Consider the following 16,435-nt stretch of genomic DNA (forward strand, 5'->3'; position numbering starts at 1 on the left):
ATAATGGCAAAGGTGAAAAAAAAATCTTCTAGTTATAGTCAGAACTCAAGCAGTTTTGTGAAGGGTAGATACTGGTCTACCATCGTTATTGTCTTGGCTCTATTAGCAGCATTGGTGGCAAGAGCAGCTTATGTGCAGCTGGTGCAGTCAGATGTCTTAATTTCCGAAGCAAATAAACGTTCACTCCGTACTGAACAAATTCCTTATATCCGTGGTGATATTTTAGATCGTAACGGTGAGTTGCTTTCTGTCAGCGTGGAAAACTACTCCGTTATTGCTGATCCGAAAGAGATTTTCAGCAAAAACTCATTAATGGAGAAAGATCGTTGGCAGCGTTTATCTGAAGCGTTAAATACTTCATTGAACGGGCTTATTTCACGTTTAAATAAAAATCCTAAATCCCGATTTGTCTATTTAGATCGTCAAATTTCACCGACTATTGCCAATTACATTCGTGAATTGAAAATTACAGGCGTTTCTTTGCAGAAAGAGTATCGCCGTTTTTATCCGACCGTTGAGGAGTCTGCTCAATTATTGGGTTATACCGATATTGACGGTCAGGGAATTGAAGGCATTGAAAAGAGTTTTAACGCATTGTTGACCGGAAAATCAGGTTTTAAAACATACCGTAAGGATAAATCTGGTAATGTAATTGAAAATATTTCAACTACGCAAAAATATGATGCACACGATGTAACATTAAGTATTGATAAACATTTGCAATCAATGGTATTCCGTGAAATCAAAAAAGCAGTAGCGGAAAATAAAGCAGAATCTGGCACTGCTGTATTGGTTAGTATCAGTACTGGTGAGATTTTGGCTATGGCGACTGCACCTTCGTATAACCCAAACAATATTTTAGGATCACAAGCGGAAATGCGTCGTAACCGAGCAATTACCGATACATTTGAACCGGGGTCTACTGTAAAACCGTTCGTAGTATTAACGGCATTGACGCAGAAAATTGTATCACCGGATACTATTGTAAATACCAAACCATTTGTAGTGAATGGGCATACTATTCGAGATGTTGCCCCGAGAAACGAACTTTCCATTACCGGTATTCTGCAAAAATCGAGTAATGTTGGTGTAAGCCGTTTATCGTTACAAATGCCGATTTCGGTGTTGATGAATACCTATCATAAAGCAGGTTTCGGTATGCCAACCAATTTAGGTTTGGTGGGTGAACAGTCTGGAACTTTGCCATACAATCGTAAGCGTTGGGCAGATATTGAGCGTGCAACCGTAGCATATGGTTATGGTTTGACCGTTACGCCACTACAATTGGCTAGAGCTTATGTTACTTTAGGTAGTTTCGGTTTATATCGCCCGTTATCCATTACAAAAGTGGATCCTCCAGTTATTGGTGAACGTATTTATTCAGAAAAAGTGACACGTGAAGTGGTGCATATGATGGAAAGTGTTGCTTTACCTGGAGGAGGGGGTATTGCTGCAGCAGTACCGGGGTATCGTGTTGCAATTAAAACTGGTACGGCGAAAAAATTGGAAAATGGTCGCTATGTTGATAAATATATTGCTTATACTGCTGGGGTAGCGCCGGCTAGTGATCCGCAATTTGCATTGGTCATTTTGATCAATAATCCGACCGCTGGTAAATATTATGGTGGTTCAATTTCTGCACCGGTCTTCTCAAAAATTATGGGGCATACCTTAAGAGTGAAGAATATTAAGCCGGACGGTATTGAGGGTGAAACGAAAAGTGCTAAACGAATTGTGCATATTGATTCACTTAAAACAGAAAATCAACGCCATAATTAAGGATAAAGAAGATGCAGCGATTAAATCAATTTTTTTCGATTTCATTACCGGAAAAAACGTTAAATGAATTACAGTTAGATAGCAGAGCAGTACAGGCAGGTGATGTTTTTATCGGTCTAATTGGGCATCAGGTTGATGGCAGAGTGTTTGCTGCACAGGCAGTGTCAGCTGGTGCTGTTGTTGTTATTTTAGAAAGTGAAGATCCTCAGGATCAGGCTCGAATCGAATGGTATGATAGTATCCCTTTCATTTATGTTTATCAGCTTTCGCATCAATTATCCTCATTGGCAGGAGCGTTTTATCATAATCCTTCTCAAAAAGTAACTTTGGTGGGGGTTACTGGCACGAATGGTAAAACAACGGTTGCTAATTTATTGACACAATGGACACATTTGTTAGGCAAAAAAAGTGCGGTAATGGGGACGATTGGTAACGGTTTTTATCAGCAAGTTAAAGCAGCAACGAATACTACTGGTTCAGCGATTGAAATTCAGCGCAATTTGGCAGATTTTGTAGCACATCAAGCCAATTTTGTTGCGATGGAAGTTTCTTCGCACGGTCTAGTGCAACACAGGGTTGCTGCATTGCAGTTTTCGGCTGTGGTATTTACTAATTTAAGTCGAGATCATCTAGATTATCATCACACTATGCAGGCTTATGCCGATACTAAGAAAATGTTATTTACTGATTTTAATGTGCCAAATCGTATTATTAATGCGGATGATGAGGTTGGTAAGTTGTGGTTGCAACAAATGGACGATGCGATAGAAGTGAGTTTGCAAAATGATTTTAAGCCACAGCATAAACGTTGGTTAAAAGCGACAAATTTGGTTTATCACCAACAAGGAGTAACAATTGATATTGATTCGAGTTGGGGTAAAGCTGTTTTCCATTCGCAGTTAATTGGGGAGTTTAACGCTTGCAACTTGTTATTGGTAACGGCAACTTTGTTGTCTTTGGGATATTCGCTTTCTGAATTGAGTTGTAGTGTTAATCAATTACAAGGTGTTTGTGGAAGAATGGAATGCTTTACTGCAGAAGGCAGACCGACTGCTATTGTAGATTATGCGCATACGCCAGATGCATTGGATAAAGCTTTGCGTGCGGCACGTTTACATTGTGATGGACAGTTGTGGTGTGTTTTTGGGTGTGGCGGTGATCGTGACAAAGGCAAAAGACCACAAATGGCGAAAATTGCCGAACAACTTGCAGATCATATTGTGATTACTGATGATAATCCACGCACGGAAGATGCGGTGGCAATTATTAATGATATTGTGCAGGGGCTAGACTTTCCAAATAACGCTACTATAATTCACCAGCGGAAACAGGCATTGATTTATGCTTTTGCCTGTGCCAACGCCAATGATGTGATTCTTGTTGCTGGAAAAGGTCACGAAGATTATCAAATTATCGGGCATACTAAGCATCATTTTTCTGATCGCGAAATCGTTTCTCAATTATTAAATTTTACATAGATATCATAACAAATGATAAAAGTAAGTTTTGCTGCTTTAAGTGAGTTGTTGTCAGCAAAAGAGGTAAACTCGCCTCAGGCTGAACTTGAAGTGGATAAGGTAACAACAGATAGCCGCACAGATTGTTGCGGCAGTGTTTTCTTTGCTTTACGTGGAGAAAGTTTTGATGCACACCGTTTTTTGTCGCAAGTATCGCAACAAGGTGCAAAAATTTTGGTAGTTGAACAGGCTAATCCTGCTATTTCGGTTCCTCAGTTGGTTGTTGCTGATACTAAAAAAGCATTGGGACAGTTAGCATTATGGGTTCGTCAACAGGTTAACCCTAAAGTGGCGGCTATGACGGGATCGTCAGGTAAAACTACCGTAAAAGAGATGACGGCAGCAATTCTGCAACAAACAGCGAAAAATGCTGATGAAGTGTTGTTTACTGCCGGTAATTTTAATAATGATGTCGGTGTGCCGTTGACATTATTAAGATTAACTGATCAACACCGTTTTGCTGTGATTGAATTGGGCGCAAATCACGCCGGTGAAATTGCGTATACCACGCAATTAGCTAGACCGGATGTAGCTTTAGTGAATAATGTTGCACCTGCTCATTTAGCCGGTTTTGGTTCGCTACAGGGTGTGGCGAAAGCGAAAGGTGAGATTTATCAAGGTTTAACTGAAAATGGAATTGCTGTTATCAATAAAGATTGTAACTATTTGCCGATGTGGCAACAAAATATTGCCAAGCATTCGATCAAATGTTTTTCTATGACGCATTCTGAAGCCGATATTTATGCGAGAGCGATTCAATACACAAATATCGGTTTTTCATTTGTACTTTGTACTCCACTGGGAGAAATTGAGATCGAATTGCCATATTTAGGTTTGCATAATGTCAGTAATGCATTGGCGGCAGCTTCATTGGCAATTTCTTTAGGGGCAAGTTTGAATGATGTCAAAAAAGGTTTGGCATTAGGTAAACGTGTGAAGGGGCGTTTATTTCCAGTCGCAGTCAATTCTCAACTAACATTGCTTGATGATACATACAACGCCAACGTTGATTCATTAAAAGCAGCAATTGCTGTGTTGCAATCTGCATCTCAACAAGTGAAAGTATTAGTGGTCGGTGATATGGCAGAATTAGGCGATAGTACGGAAGATTGTCATCATCAGGTTGCGGATGCGGCATTGAAGGCGAACTTGGATCAAGTGATGAGCTTTGGTCAATATAGTCGTGTGATTAGTGAAACTTGTGGCGGCAAACATTATCAGAATAAGACAGAATTAATTGCCGATTTACAACAGTATGTAGCTCAACAAATGAAGTCCGGAAAAACAATTTTAATATTAGTTAAAGGATCACGTTCTATGAGAATGGAACAGGTGATTGATGTATTTAAAGGTTTTGAACAATGTTAGTTTGGATTAGTGAATTTTTAGTTCGATATCACACATTTTTTAATGTTTTTTCATATATTACCGTACGTGCGATTTTGGCGTTATTGACCGCTTTATTATTCTGTTTATGGATTGGCCCTAAAGTGATTCGTAAACTACAGTTATTGCAAATCGGTCAAGTGGTGCGTAATGATGGGCCGGAAAGTCATTTCAGCAAACGTGGCACACCGACAATGGGCGGTATTATGATTTTGGTTTCCATTGGTGTCAGTACATTGTTGTGGGCGAATTTGGAAAACCCTTATGTTTGGTTTGTGCTGTTTGTGCTGTTTGGCTATGGTGCGGTCGGTTTTGTTGATGATTATCGTAAAGTCGTGCGTAAAAATACGGATGGATTAATCGCACGGTGGAAATATTTTTGGCTTTCAGTGATTGCACTTGTGGCAGTAATCGGGATGTACCTGCTAGGCAAAGATAGCAACGCGACTTTGTTGGTAGTGCCATTCTTTAAAGAGATTATGCCACAACTAGGTTTGTTCTATATTGTTTTATCCTATTTTGTGATTGTCGGTACTAGTAATGCAGTGAATTTGACTGATGGATTGGATGGTTTGGCTATTATGCCTACCGTGTTGGTATCGGCTGCATTTGCCTTAATTGCGTGGGCGACAGGTAACGTGAACTTCGCTGATTATTTGCATATTCCATATATTAAATACAGTGCAGAGCTGGTGGTGGTTTGCACTGCAATGGTAGGAGCAGGATTAGGTTTTCTTTGGTTCAACACTTATCCGGCTCAGGTTTTTATGGGAGATGTTGGCTCACTTTCATTGGGGGGCGCAATCGGTACAATTGCTGTCTTGGTACGTCAAGAGTTTCTCTTAGTCATTATGGGCGGGGTATTTGTCATTGAAACTTTGTCGGTTATTTTACAGGTGGGTTCTTATAAATTAAGAAAACAGCGTATTTTCCGTATGGCTCCAATTCATCACCATTTTGAATTGAAAGGTTGGCCGGAACCCCGTGTTATCGTGCGTTTCTGGATCGTTTCTTTAATTTTAGTGTTACTTGGCTTAGTAACATTGAAGCTACGTTAACTGTAGTTGGAGGCGAAAAATGGCAAATCAATATAATTATACAGGCAAAACAGTAACAGTAGTGGGATTGGGAAAAACCGGATTATCCTGTGTTTCTTATTTCGCAGATAAAAAAGTCAATTTACAAGTAATTGATACTAGAGATAAACCGGCAGGTTTAGAGCAATTGCCGAAAGGTATTGCTGTACATACCGGAGGTTTAAATCAGGATTGGTTATTACACAGTGATTTGATCGTGTTAAGTCCGGGAATTTCACTAAAAACACCGGAAATTCGTAAAGCGATTGAAAATGGTGTTGAAATTGTTGGAGATATTGAACTGTTCTGTCGTGAAGTGGATGTGCCAATTGTGGCTATTACTGGTTCTAATGGTAAAAGTACTGTTACTACATTGGTTTATGAAATGGCGAAAGCCGCAGATTTAGAAGTTGGTATTGGTGGCAACATTGGCGTTCCAGCATTATCATTATTAGGAAAAGGTTATCAATTATATGTGCTTGAATTATCAAGTTTTCAATTGGAAACCACTTACAGTTTAAATGCGGCAGCGGCAACCATTTTAAATATTTCCGAAGATCATATGAATCGTTATGATGATATGGAAGAGTATCGTCAGGCGAAATTACGCATTTATCGTCACTCAGAGACGATTGTAGTAAATAATGAAGATCGGGCAACTTATCCTGATTATCGTGAACCGCAACATCGCTTGTTAAGTTTTGCTGAAAAACACGCCGACTATTATTTACAGGAAATGTGGGGACATACCTATTTAGCAACTGACAGCCGTTTGTTGTTGGATGTTGAGAAAATGAAACTGATTGGTCGTCATAATTATATGAATGCGTTGGCGGCGATTGCATTAGCTCAAGCGGTCAAAATTCCGCAACAGGGTATTATTGATGCGTTGCAATCTTTTGCAGGTTTAGATCATCGTTTTCAAACAGTGCATTATGAAAACGGTGTGCGTTGGGTGAATGACTCTAAAGCTACCAATGTGGGCAGCACTGAAGCAGCATTGAATGGCTTACAGGTTACTGGCAATTTATATCTATTATTAGGCGGTGACGGTAAAAAAGCAGATTTCAGTGATCTTAAGCCATTAATTAATAAACCGAATATTTTCTGTTACTGTTTTGGTCAAGATAAATTGTCGTTAGCAGAATTGTCATCACAAAGTGTTGTCGTTGATACAATGGAACAAGCGATTGAGCAGATTAGACCGAAATTAAAAGCCGGCGATATGGTACTGCTTTCCCCAGCTTGTGCGAGTTTGGATCAATTCCCGAATTTTGAAGTGCGTGGACAAGAATTTGCACGTCTGGCAAAACAGTCAAATTGAGAGATAGAAGCGGATGTTGTCGAAGTTTAAAAACTGGTTTAATCGTTGGGGAAGAATTACGCCACACTCTTCTCTTTATGATCGTGCGCTATTTTTGCTATTTATCATTTTATTGTTTATCGGTTTTGTTGCAGTAACCACCGCCTCTTTTCCGGTGGCGGCAAAACTTTATGACGATCCGCTCTATTTTACGATTCGTGATGCGGTTTATATTGTTACCGGTTTAGCCTGTTTCTTTTTTGTGTTGCAGATTCCGACCGAAAAATGGGAAAAATGGAGTCATTGGCTTTATTTGTTGGCATTGTTGTCGCTGATTGTGGTGCTGATTGTCGGTAGAAATATCAATGGTGCAACGCGTTGGATTTCGCTCGGTTTTGTTAATTTCCAACCGGCGGAATTAGCGAAATTAGCATTAATTTGCTATTTATCCAGTTTTTTTGTGCGTAAATATGATGCCGTTTTGACAAAAAAGCTAATCTTCGGGCGTCCTACTTTAGTTTGTGGCATTTTAATTATTTTCCTGCTTTGCCAACCGGACTTAGGAAGTAGCGTTGTTTTGTTTGTGATCACTTTCGGTATGTTGTTTGTGGTCGGTGCAAAACTGTTCCAGTTTGTATTATTAATAGGAATGGGTGCCGGCGCGATTATGTTCTTAATCCTGATTTCGCCTTATCGAATGAAGCGTGTGACTTCCTATTTGGACCCGTTTGCTGATGCTTTCGGTTCAGGTTACCAGTTGTCAAATTCATTAATGGCGTTCGGTAACGGTGAATTTTGGGGGCAAGGTTTAGGTAATTCGGTATTAAAATTGGAGTATTTGCCGGAAGCGCATACCGACTTTGTTATGGCGATTATTGGTGAAGAGTTCGGTTTTGTCGGTATTTTGCTGATTATTATTCTGCTGTCCGCTTTGGTATTCAGAGCATTTAAGATCGCGAAAGAATCCCTAAAACTTGAAGCCCGTTTCCGTGGTTTTTTTGCCTTTGGTATCGGTTTTTGGATTTTTTTCCAAGGTTTTGTCAATTTGGGCGTAACTATCGGTTTATTACCGACCAAAGGATTGACCTTCCCATTAATTAGTTATGGTGGTTCAAGTTTAATTATTATGTGTGTCGCGATGGGGATTTTATTGCGAATTGATCACGAAAATAGAATGGCAACAGGGCACGCACATTTACGAGATGATTAAGAGAGTATTATGACGAAAAAATTACTGGTTATGGCAGGTGGCACCGGCGGACACGTTTTCCCTGCGATTGCAGTTGCTAATGTATTGCAACAACAAGGGTGGCAGGTTGAATGGCTTGGTACGAAAGATCGTATGGAAGCACAGCTTGTGCCGAAACACGGCATTGCTATTCATTTTATTGAAATTTCCGGATTGCGCGGTAAAGGTATAAAAGCATTATTAGCGGCACCGTTTAAAATTTTACGGGCGATATTGCAGGCGAGAAAAATTATTAAAACTTATCAGCCGGATGCCGTTTTAGGAATGGGCGGTTATGTTTCCGGTCCAGGCGGTGTAGTGGCAAAATTGGCAGGGGTGCCGATTGTTTTACACGAACAGAATGCGGTTGCCGGTTTGACAAATAAATGGCTGGCAAAAATTGCAACACGTGTGTTGCAAGCTTTCCCGACCGCTTTTGCTGATGCCGAAGTGGTCGGTAATCCGGTGCGTGCCGATCTCTTTGCTTTGCCGACACCGCAACAACGTTTCAGTCAGCGAGAAGGGGCGTTGCGTATTTTGGTTGTCGGAGGCAGTCAAGGCGCAAAAGTCTTGAATCTATTAATGCCGAAAGTGGCAGCACAATTAACAAAAGATGTGGTCATTCGACATCAAGCAGGGAAAGGTAACAGTGAAGCGATAAAAGCGCTGTATCCGCAAAATATTAATGTGAATGTTTCTGATTTTATTGATGATATGGCGGCAGCTTATGCGTGGGCTGATGTGGTGATTTGTCGTTCTGGTGCACTAACCGTGTGTGAAATCGCCGCTGCCGGCGTGCCGGCGATTTTTGTGCCGTTCCAACATAAAGATCAACAACAGTATCTTAATGCACGTTATTTAGCAGATGCCGGTGCGGCGGAAATTATCCAACAAGCCGAGTTAACTCCTGAACGGGTGGTTGAATTTTTGCAAAAATGGGAGCGTCCAACTTTATTGGCTATGGCAGAAAAAGCACAATCCAAAGCAGCACCGACGGCAGCACAGCGAGTGGCGGAAACGATTATTTCAGTGACTAATTAAGAGAGCAGTATGGAAGATAAGATTAAACAGAATTTTCAACATCAGGTGCGTATGGTTGTGCCTGAAATGCGCCGCGTGAAGCAGATCCATTTTGTCGGAATTGGTGGTGCCGGAATGAGCGGCATTGCCGAAGTATTGTTAAATGAAGGCTATCAAATCACCGGTTCAGATATTCAAGAAAATGCGGTGACTTTGCAGTTGGCGGAAATGGGCGCAAAAATTTTTTTACAGCATAGTGCCGACAACATTGCCGGCGCAAGTGTTGTTGTGGTTTCCAGTGCGATTAAGCCGGATAATCCGGAAGTGATTGCCGCGCGTGAAGCCAGAATTCCGGTTATTCAACGCGCCCAGATGTTGGCGGAAATTATGCGCTTTCGTCACGGCATTGCGGTGGCAGGTACGCACGGTAAAACCACTACAACTGCGATGATAGCGATGATTTATGCGCAGGCGAAATTAGATCCGACCTTTGTTAACGGTGGCTTGGTGAAATCTGCCGGTACCAATGCGCACTTGGGTTTAAGCCGTTATCTGATAGCAGAGGCGGATGAAAGCGATGCCTCTTTCTTGCATTTACAGCCGATGGTTGCAGTGGTAACCAATATTGAACCGGATCATATGGATACTTATCACGGTAATTTTGAAGAGATGAAACAGACTTATATCAATTTCTTACATAATTTACCGTTTTATGGTTTAGCGGTGTTGTGTGCGGATGATCCTGTGCTACAGACGCTATTGCCGAAGGTTGGTCGCCAAGTGATTACTTATGGTTTTAGTGATAAAGCGGATTATCGTATTGAAGATTATAGCCAAACGGGTTTTCAAGGGCATTACACCGTGATTTGTCCGGATGGGCAAAGAATGGAAATTCTGCTGAATGTGCCGGGCAAACATAATGCTTTAAATGCAACTGCGGCATTGGCAGTGGCAAAAGAGGAAGGTATTGATGATGAATCTATTTTAGCCGCATTAGCAGACTTCCAAGGTGCCGGTCGCCGTTTCGATCAGTTAGGCTCTTTTATTCGCCCTAACGGTAAGGTGATGTTAATTGATGATTATGGACATCATCCGACCGAAGTCAATGTGACTATTCAGGCGGCACGTCACGGCTGGGAAAATAAACGAATTGTGATGATTTTCCAACCACACCGTTACAGCAGAACACGAGATCTGTTTGATGATTTTGTGCAAGTGTTATCGCAGGTTGATGTATTGATTATGTTGGATGTTTATCCGGCAGGGGAAGCGCCAATTGCCGGTGCGGACAGCCGTTCTCTTTGTCGTTCAATTCGTAACTTGGGTAAGATTGATCCGATTTTCTTGGCAGATCCGGAACAGTTGCCGGAAATTATGGATCAAGTGTTGCAAGATGGAGATTTAATTTTAGCGCAGGGAGCAGGAAGTGTGAGCAAGCTATCTCGTCGCCTTGTGGAGTTATGGAGTAAATAATGGATATTGAACAATTAAAACAACAAAAAATAGCGGTATTATTGGGTGGAACTTCGGCAGAACGTGAAGTGTCATTAAATTCGGGGGCGGCGGTATTAAAAGCATTGCAGGACGAAGGTTTCACGGATGTGCACGCTATCGACCCAAAAGAGTTTCCGGTGGAAGATTTAAAAAAACAGGGCTTCCAACGCGTATTTAATATTCTACACGGGCGCGGCGGTGAAGATGGTTCTTTGCAAGGTTTATTGGAACAGTTAGGTATTCCTTACACCGGTTGTGGCGTGATGTCATCTGCATTAACAATGGATAAAATGCGCACCAAATTGTTATGGAAAGCGGTTGGTTTGCCGGTTGCCGAGATGGTGGTGATTACTAAAGAAACACGTTCTCAACTTGATGCGCAAGCAGTGGTAGCTAAATTAGGTTTGCCATTAATGGTGAAACCATCATTGGAAGGTTCCAGTGTCGGTTTAACCAAAGTGAAAAAAGTGGAAGAGTTAGCGGCAGCGGTGGATACCGCCTTGACGCACGATGATACGGTATTGATCGAAGAGTGGCTTGCCGGACAGGAATTTTCGGTACCGGTTTTGGGCGGTAAAGTGTTGCCTTCCATTTTAATTAAACCGGCAGGCGAATTTTATGATTATGATGCTAAATATCTTCTCGACAGTACGCAATATTTCTGCCCATCAGGTTTAAGTGAAGAGCGTGAAAATGAATTGAGAAATTTAGTGAAACAGGCCTATGATATTGTCGGTTGCCGCGGTTGGAGCCGCATTGATGTTATGACTGATGCGCAAGGGCGTTTCCGTTTGGTGGAAGTGAATACCAATCCGGGTATGACAAGCCACAGTTTATTCCCAATGGCGGCAAAAGTTGTCGGTTATAGTTTCTCTCAATTAGTAGTAAAAATTTTGGAGTTAAGTGCTGAATGAGAAATCGCACAAAATATTCTCGCTCCGTTTATTACCGAGAACCTAATGAGAAAAAACGCATATCTCAAGTTGATTTAAAGACTTGGATCAAGTTTTTTTTATTTTTGTTTATCATTGGTCTTGGCTATTACAGTTACTCACATCGCATCGAATTATTTGAAAAATTGGATCCGATGCCGATTAGTTCATTTAATTTGGTGGGTAAGACACAATTTACTACAAATGACGATGTGCGTGAAATGTTGAAAAAATATGCGGAAAGTCATCAGGGATTAAGAGGATATTTTGCTCAAGATGTCGAATCTATTGAAAAGATGTTTGAATCGCTTTCGTGGATTAAGACTATTTCCATTCGTAAAATATGGCCGGCGCAATTAAATATTAATGTGGTGGAATATGTTCCGGTTGCTAAGTGGAATCAGGTCAATTATTTAACGGCTGACGGGACAATTTTTAGCTTGCCGAAAGAAAAAATTAATGATGAAAAATTGCCTAATTTATCCGGTCCGGATTTTCAAGGAATAAATGTATTAAAAACTTGGTATGAATTAGGCAAAATTTTGCAAGGAAAGAATATTAATTTAAAAATTGTCAGCATTGATGACCGCGGCTCGTGGAACGTAACTTTATCTAATGATATTATATTGAAGCTTGGGCGAGGCGAATGGAAAGAGAAAATTGATCGTTTTTTAACGATTTATCCACAAATAGAAATTCCTGAAAATAAAAAAATCGCTTATATTGATTTAAGATACAATACAGGCGCAGCAGTAAGTTTTACTGACGCACCTGAAAATACAACGGCACAAGATATATTAAGTGAATAATTATGGCTAAGATTGATGAACCCCAAATAATAGTCGGCTTGGAAATCGGAACTTCCAAAGTCATTGCGGTTGTCGGTGAGTTATTGCCGGACGGTGTGGTAAATGTTATCGGTGTAGGTAGCTGTCCTTCAAAAGGAATAGATAAAGGTAGCATTACTGATTTAGAAGCAGTAGTAAATTCTATTCAGCGTGCAATTGAAGCGGCGGAATCGGTTGCGGATTTGAAATTAATCGCACGAGTGACATTAGCTATTACAGGGGAACATATTCAAAGCCTGAATGAAAGTGGTTTCGTGCCTTTGTCGGGTGAAGTTACGCAGGCGGATATTGATGAGTCAATGCATATTGCCAGCTCAGTGAAAGTCGGCGATGGTTTAACCGTACTTCACGTTATTCCGCAAGAGTTTTCTGTTGACCGTCAGATGAATATTAAAAATCCATTAGGATTGCAAGGTGTTCGACTAACCGCACAAGCCCATTTGATTGCTTGCCATCAGGATTGGTTAATTAATTTGCGTAAAGCAGTAGAGCGCAGTGGATTAATTGTTGATCAAATCGTCTTTTCCGGATTGGCGTCCAGTTATTCGGTATTGAGTGAAGAGGAAAAAGAGCTTGGCGTTTGTTTGATAGATATTGGTGCCGGCACAATGGATATCCTCGTCTTTACTGATGGTGCATTGCGTTACAGTAAAGTTATTCCTTATGCCGGTAATCGTGTAACCGATGATGTGGCACAAGGAATTTACACTTCGCGCAGCAATGCCGAAAACATTAAAGTAAATTATGGCAGTGCAGTGCTGTTATCTGCGTCAGAAAAGCGCACATCTCCGGATAAACTGATTGAAGTGCAAGGCATTGGCGGACGCCCACCAAGAGGTTTAACCAGAGAGGATTTATCTATTATTACTTCAGCACGTTATAGAGAGTTGTTGGGAATGGTAGATGAAGAGTTACGGCAGTTAAAACAGGAGCTAAAAAATAATAATGTGGCTTCAGATTTGATTGCAGGTGTTGTATTGACCGGTGGTGGTGCATTGATTGACGGCATTTTGGATTGTGCTACCGAAGTGTTCGGGCAACAGGTTCAGGTGAAAATCGGAACACCGTTGAATATTACCGGTCTAACTGATTATGTGGATAAACCGCAATATGCTACAGTGTTGGGATTATTGCAATATACTTACTACAATGGTGAATCTCAACAGCCGCTTAAAACAAAAGGTATAGGCAAAGAGTTATCAAAAACAAATAAAGTTGCAGGTTTCTTGAAGAAATTTATTGATAAAGTGAAGTCTGAGTTTTGATGTATAACGTTCGGTCATTAATTTAAAAAAGGAGAAGAATGACGTGTTTATTGGTGATATTAACCACAAGAGTAATAAAGTAAGTGATATCAGTATGCAATATTATGAAATGATTAGCGTAAGATAGGCAAAATAGCCTGTTAGTGGTTATAAAATAGCACTAAAATAAAGTTTACGTTTTGATATTATTGATTTTTGGCATACAATAAACAGAATAACAAATCGTTTTAAATGGTTATATAAAAGAGAGAAACAATTATGTTAATTGAGCCTATTATTGATGAAACCACAGCGGATGCGGTCATCAAAGTCATTGGCGTCGGTGGTGGCGGCGGTAATGCCTTAAACCATATGGTGCAGGATGAATTCAAAGGTGTTGAATTTTTTTCCGTAAATACGGATGCGCAAGCATTGCGTAAAAGTTTAGCACAGCAAACTATTCAAATCGGTGCAGAGATTACTAAAGGTTTAGGTGCTGGCGCAAAACCAGAAGTAGGGCGCCAAGCAGCGGAAGAAGACCGTGAAGCATTACGTAGTATGCTTGAAGGTGCGGATATGGTGTTCATCGCAGCCGGTATGGGTGGTGGTACAGGAACAGGTGCCGCTCCGATTATTGCAGAAGTTGCAAAAGAGTTGGGTATTTTAACTGTTGCTGTGGTCACTAAACCGTTTAAATTTGAAGGTAAGAAAAGAATGCAATTTGCTGAATCCGGTATTCAGGAGTTAGCCAAATATGTTGATTCTTTAATTACTATTCCAAATGACAAGCTATTAAAAGTTTTAGGTAAAAACATCTCTTTCCTTGAAGCGTTGGCAGCTGCGAATGACGTGTTGCGTAATGCAGTGCGAGGTATTTCCGATATTATTACCTCTCCGGGCTTTATCAATGTGGACTTCGCCGACGTGAAAACAGTGATGTCGGAAATGGGTTACGCTATGATGGGAACCGGTATTGCAACCGGGGAAGTGGGTGATGGACGTGCTGAAAAAGCCGCTCAGGATGCAATTGCCAGCCCATTATTGGAAGATATTGATATCTCCGGTGCAAAAGGGGTATTGGTCAATATTACCACTAGCGGATTTAATTTTGGGTTAGGTGAATTTGAGGCAGTCGGTGAAACTATCCACGCATTTGCTGCAGAAGATGCAACTGTTGTTATTGGTACCAGTGTCAATCCGGAACTTCCGGAAGATGAATTACGAGTTACCATCGTCGCAACAGGAATCGGTGGCAGAGTGAAAGATGAATCACAGATTAAGATTGTTTCAAATAATACTCAAGCACAAGATGCAAAAGCAAAACAGTTTGCTTATAATATGCCGCCTCTTGGCGAAGCGACTCGTCCGGATCAGTTTGGTGCGAGAACAGACTCAACCGTCACTTCAACGAGCGGTAATGCAGTGAAAAAACCGGCATTAGATGAGTCCAAATTATTTGATCTACCAACATTCTTGCGTGATAACGCAAATTAAATAAACAATGAAAAGTTTCAATGTGCCGCAAGGTGCATTGATAACTGGAGTAATTATGATTAAACAAAGAACGCTTAAACAAAGCATAAAAGTAACAGGTATTGGTCTTCACAGCGGTAAGAAAGTGACACTCACTTTGCGTCCTGCACCGGTAAATACAGGTGTAATTTACTGCCGTACAGATTTGCCTGAAGTAGTCACTTTTACTGCAGATCCTAATATGATCCGCGATACTATGCTTTGTACTTGTATGATCAACGATGACGGCGTGCGTATTTCAACTGTTGAACATTTGAATTCTGCATTAGCCGGATTGGGTATCGATAATATTATTATCGAAGTTGATGCACCGGAAATTCCAATTATGGATGGCAGTGCAAGCCCATTCGTCTATCTGTTATTAGATGCCGGCATTGAAGAGCAAGATGCAGCGAAGAAATTTATTCGTATCAAGAAACCTATTCGTGTTGAAGATGGTGATAAATGGGCAGAATTTAAACCTTATGACGGTTTTAAATTAGATTTCACCATTGATTTCAAACATCCGGCAATCGGTAAAGATGTTGCTCATTACCAGTTGGATTTTTCAACAAAAGCATTTATTCAACAAATCAGTCGTGCAAGAACATTCGGTTTTATGCGTGATATTGAATATTTGCAAGCGAACGGTTTAGCTTTGGGCGGTAGTTTGGATAACGCGATTGTGTTGGATGATTATCGTATTCTTAACGAAGAAGGTTTACGTTTTAAAGATGAATTGGTTCGTCATAAATTACTTGATGCCATCGGTGATCTTTATATGGCAGGACACAATATCATCGGGGAATTTACTGCGTTTAAATCAGGACACGGTTTGAACAATAAATTGATTCGTGCCGTGTTGGCTGATCAGGAAGCGTGGGAATTAGTATCTTTCGATGAAAATGAATATGCAACACAAGGTTATTTAGCAGCGAATCAAGTATTAATTTAAAATCATATTGTTTCTCTCATCATAAAAAACGCACTTTATGTGCGTTCAGACTGTTGACAAACCTCTAGACATACCTCTAGAGGTTTGATCTAATAGGCATATCGAAAAAGGAAATGCCTATGCTAAAAAATACTGTCTCTC

At 40.6% G+C, this 16,435-nt stretch carries 13 protein-coding genes; all 13 read left to right on the top strand.

Annotated features, from left to right (window positions below; translation table 11 throughout):
- Window positions 1-3: 3 nt before the first annotated feature.
- The 13 genes from ftsI to lpxC all read left to right on the top strand — a co-directional run bounded on the left by ftsI (window position 4) and on the right by lpxC (window position 16,294).
- On the top strand, window positions 4-1,779 hold the full coding sequence (ftsI, locus tag P375_RS02140; protein WP_039133835.1) for a peptidoglycan glycosyltransferase FtsI: 1,776 nt from the start codon (window positions 4-6) through the stop codon (window positions 1,777-1,779).
- Between the two features lie 11 nt (window positions 1,780-1,790).
- Window positions 1,791-3,257, top strand: a complete 1,467-nt coding sequence (murE, locus tag P375_RS02145; RefSeq protein ID WP_039133838.1) for a UDP-N-acetylmuramoyl-L-alanyl-D-glutamate--2,6-diaminopimelate ligase — start codon at window positions 1,791-1,793, stop codon at window positions 3,255-3,257.
- Between the two features lie 12 nt (window positions 3,258-3,269).
- Window positions 3,270-4,664, top strand: coding sequence for a UDP-N-acetylmuramoyl-tripeptide--D-alanyl-D-alanine ligase (gene murF / locus P375_RS02150; RefSeq protein WP_039133841.1), 1,395 nt, complete (start codon window positions 3,270-3,272; stop codon window positions 4,662-4,664).
- A complete protein-coding gene (gene mraY, locus P375_RS02155; RefSeq protein ID WP_039133844.1) occupies window positions 4,658-5,740 on the top strand; it encodes a phospho-N-acetylmuramoyl-pentapeptide-transferase in 1,083 nt (360 codons plus the stop codon). The genes murF and mraY overlap by 7 nt, the downstream gene beginning before the upstream one ends.
- A gap of 19 nt (window positions 5,741-5,759) precedes the next feature.
- Window positions 5,760-7,082, top strand: a complete 1,323-nt coding sequence (gene murD / locus P375_RS02160; protein ID WP_039133846.1) for a UDP-N-acetylmuramoyl-L-alanine--D-glutamate ligase — start codon at window positions 5,760-5,762, stop codon at window positions 7,080-7,082.
- Between the two features lie 13 nt (window positions 7,083-7,095).
- Window positions 7,096-8,271, top strand: coding sequence for a putative lipid II flippase FtsW (gene ftsW, locus P375_RS02165; RefSeq protein WP_039133849.1), 1,176 nt, complete (start codon window positions 7,096-7,098; stop codon window positions 8,269-8,271).
- Between the two features lie 9 nt (window positions 8,272-8,280).
- Window positions 8,281-9,330 (top strand): undecaprenyldiphospho-muramoylpentapeptide beta-N-acetylglucosaminyltransferase, encoded by a 1,050-nt coding sequence (murG, locus tag P375_RS02170; protein ID WP_039133852.1) that lies wholly within the window; start codon window positions 8,281-8,283, stop codon window positions 9,328-9,330.
- 9 nt (window positions 9,331-9,339) lie between these two features.
- Entirely contained in the window at window positions 9,340-10,782 is a 1,443-nt protein-coding gene (murC, locus tag P375_RS02175) for a UDP-N-acetylmuramate--L-alanine ligase (protein WP_013745293.1), read from the top strand.
- Window positions 10,782-11,717 (top strand): D-alanine--D-alanine ligase, encoded by a 936-nt coding sequence (locus P375_RS02180; RefSeq protein ID WP_013745292.1) that lies wholly within the window; start codon window positions 10,782-10,784, stop codon window positions 11,715-11,717. Before murC ends, P375_RS02180 begins: the two co-directional genes overlap by 1 nt.
- Window positions 11,714-12,544: a cell division protein FtsQ/DivIB gene (locus tag P375_RS02185; protein ID WP_021461574.1), complete on the top strand. Its 831-nt coding sequence runs from the start codon at window positions 11,714-11,716 to the stop codon at window positions 12,542-12,544. The genes P375_RS02180 and P375_RS02185 overlap by 4 nt, the downstream gene beginning before the upstream one ends.
- Window positions 12,545-12,546: 2 nt before the next feature.
- Complete coding sequence (ftsA, locus tag P375_RS02190) at window positions 12,547-13,848, top strand: cell division protein FtsA (protein WP_039081310.1); 1,302 nt, start codon at window positions 12,547-12,549, stop codon at window positions 13,846-13,848.
- A 258-nt stretch (window positions 13,849-14,106) separates the two neighbouring features.
- The gene (ftsZ, locus tag P375_RS02195; protein WP_013745289.1) at window positions 14,107-15,321 is read left to right on the top strand and encodes a cell division protein FtsZ; all 1,215 of its coding nucleotides are present in this window, start codon (window positions 14,107-14,109) and stop codon (window positions 15,319-15,321) included.
- A 55-nt stretch (window positions 15,322-15,376) separates the two neighbouring features.
- The gene (gene lpxC, locus P375_RS02200) at window positions 15,377-16,294 is read left to right on the top strand and encodes a UDP-3-O-acyl-N-acetylglucosamine deacetylase (protein ID WP_039084218.1); all 918 of its coding nucleotides are present in this window, start codon (window positions 15,377-15,379) and stop codon (window positions 16,292-16,294) included.
- Window positions 16,295-16,435 lie beyond the last annotated feature (141 nt).

The sequence above is a fragment of the Gallibacterium genomosp. 2 genome (genome assembly GCF_000771895.1).
In the GTDB taxonomy this organism is placed as follows: domain Bacteria; phylum Pseudomonadota; class Gammaproteobacteria; order Enterobacterales; family Pasteurellaceae; genus Gallibacterium.

Coding starts and splice junctions, on each gene's coding strand:
- lpxC (WP_039084218.1), top strand. CDS start 15,377: ATGATTAAACAAAGAACGCTTAAACAAAGCATAAAAGTAACAGGTATT.
- murG (WP_039133852.1), top strand. CDS start 8,281: ATGACGAAAAAATTACTGGTTATGGCAGGTGGCACCGGCGGACACGTT.
- ftsZ (WP_013745289.1), top strand. CDS start 14,107: ATGTTAATTGAGCCTATTATTGATGAAACCACAGCGGATGCGGTCATC.
- murC (WP_013745293.1), top strand. CDS start 9,340: ATGGAAGATAAGATTAAACAGAATTTTCAACATCAGGTGCGTATGGTT.
- ftsI (WP_039133835.1), top strand. CDS start 4: ATGGCAAAGGTGAAAAAAAAATCTTCTAGTTATAGTCAGAACTCAAGC.
- murE (WP_039133838.1), top strand. CDS start 1,791: ATGCAGCGATTAAATCAATTTTTTTCGATTTCATTACCGGAAAAAACG.
- ftsW (WP_039133849.1), top strand. CDS start 7,096: ATGTTGTCGAAGTTTAAAAACTGGTTTAATCGTTGGGGAAGAATTACG.
- murD (WP_039133846.1), top strand. CDS start 5,760: ATGGCAAATCAATATAATTATACAGGCAAAACAGTAACAGTAGTGGGA.
- P375_RS02180 (WP_013745292.1), top strand. CDS start 10,782: ATGGATATTGAACAATTAAAACAACAAAAAATAGCGGTATTATTGGGT.
- ftsA (WP_039081310.1), top strand. CDS start 12,547: ATGGCTAAGATTGATGAACCCCAAATAATAGTCGGCTTGGAAATCGGA.
- murF (WP_039133841.1), top strand. CDS start 3,270: ATGATAAAAGTAAGTTTTGCTGCTTTAAGTGAGTTGTTGTCAGCAAAA.
- mraY (WP_039133844.1), top strand. CDS start 4,658: ATGTTAGTTTGGATTAGTGAATTTTTAGTTCGATATCACACATTTTTT.
- P375_RS02185 (WP_021461574.1), top strand. CDS start 11,714: ATGAGAAATCGCACAAAATATTCTCGCTCCGTTTATTACCGAGAACCT.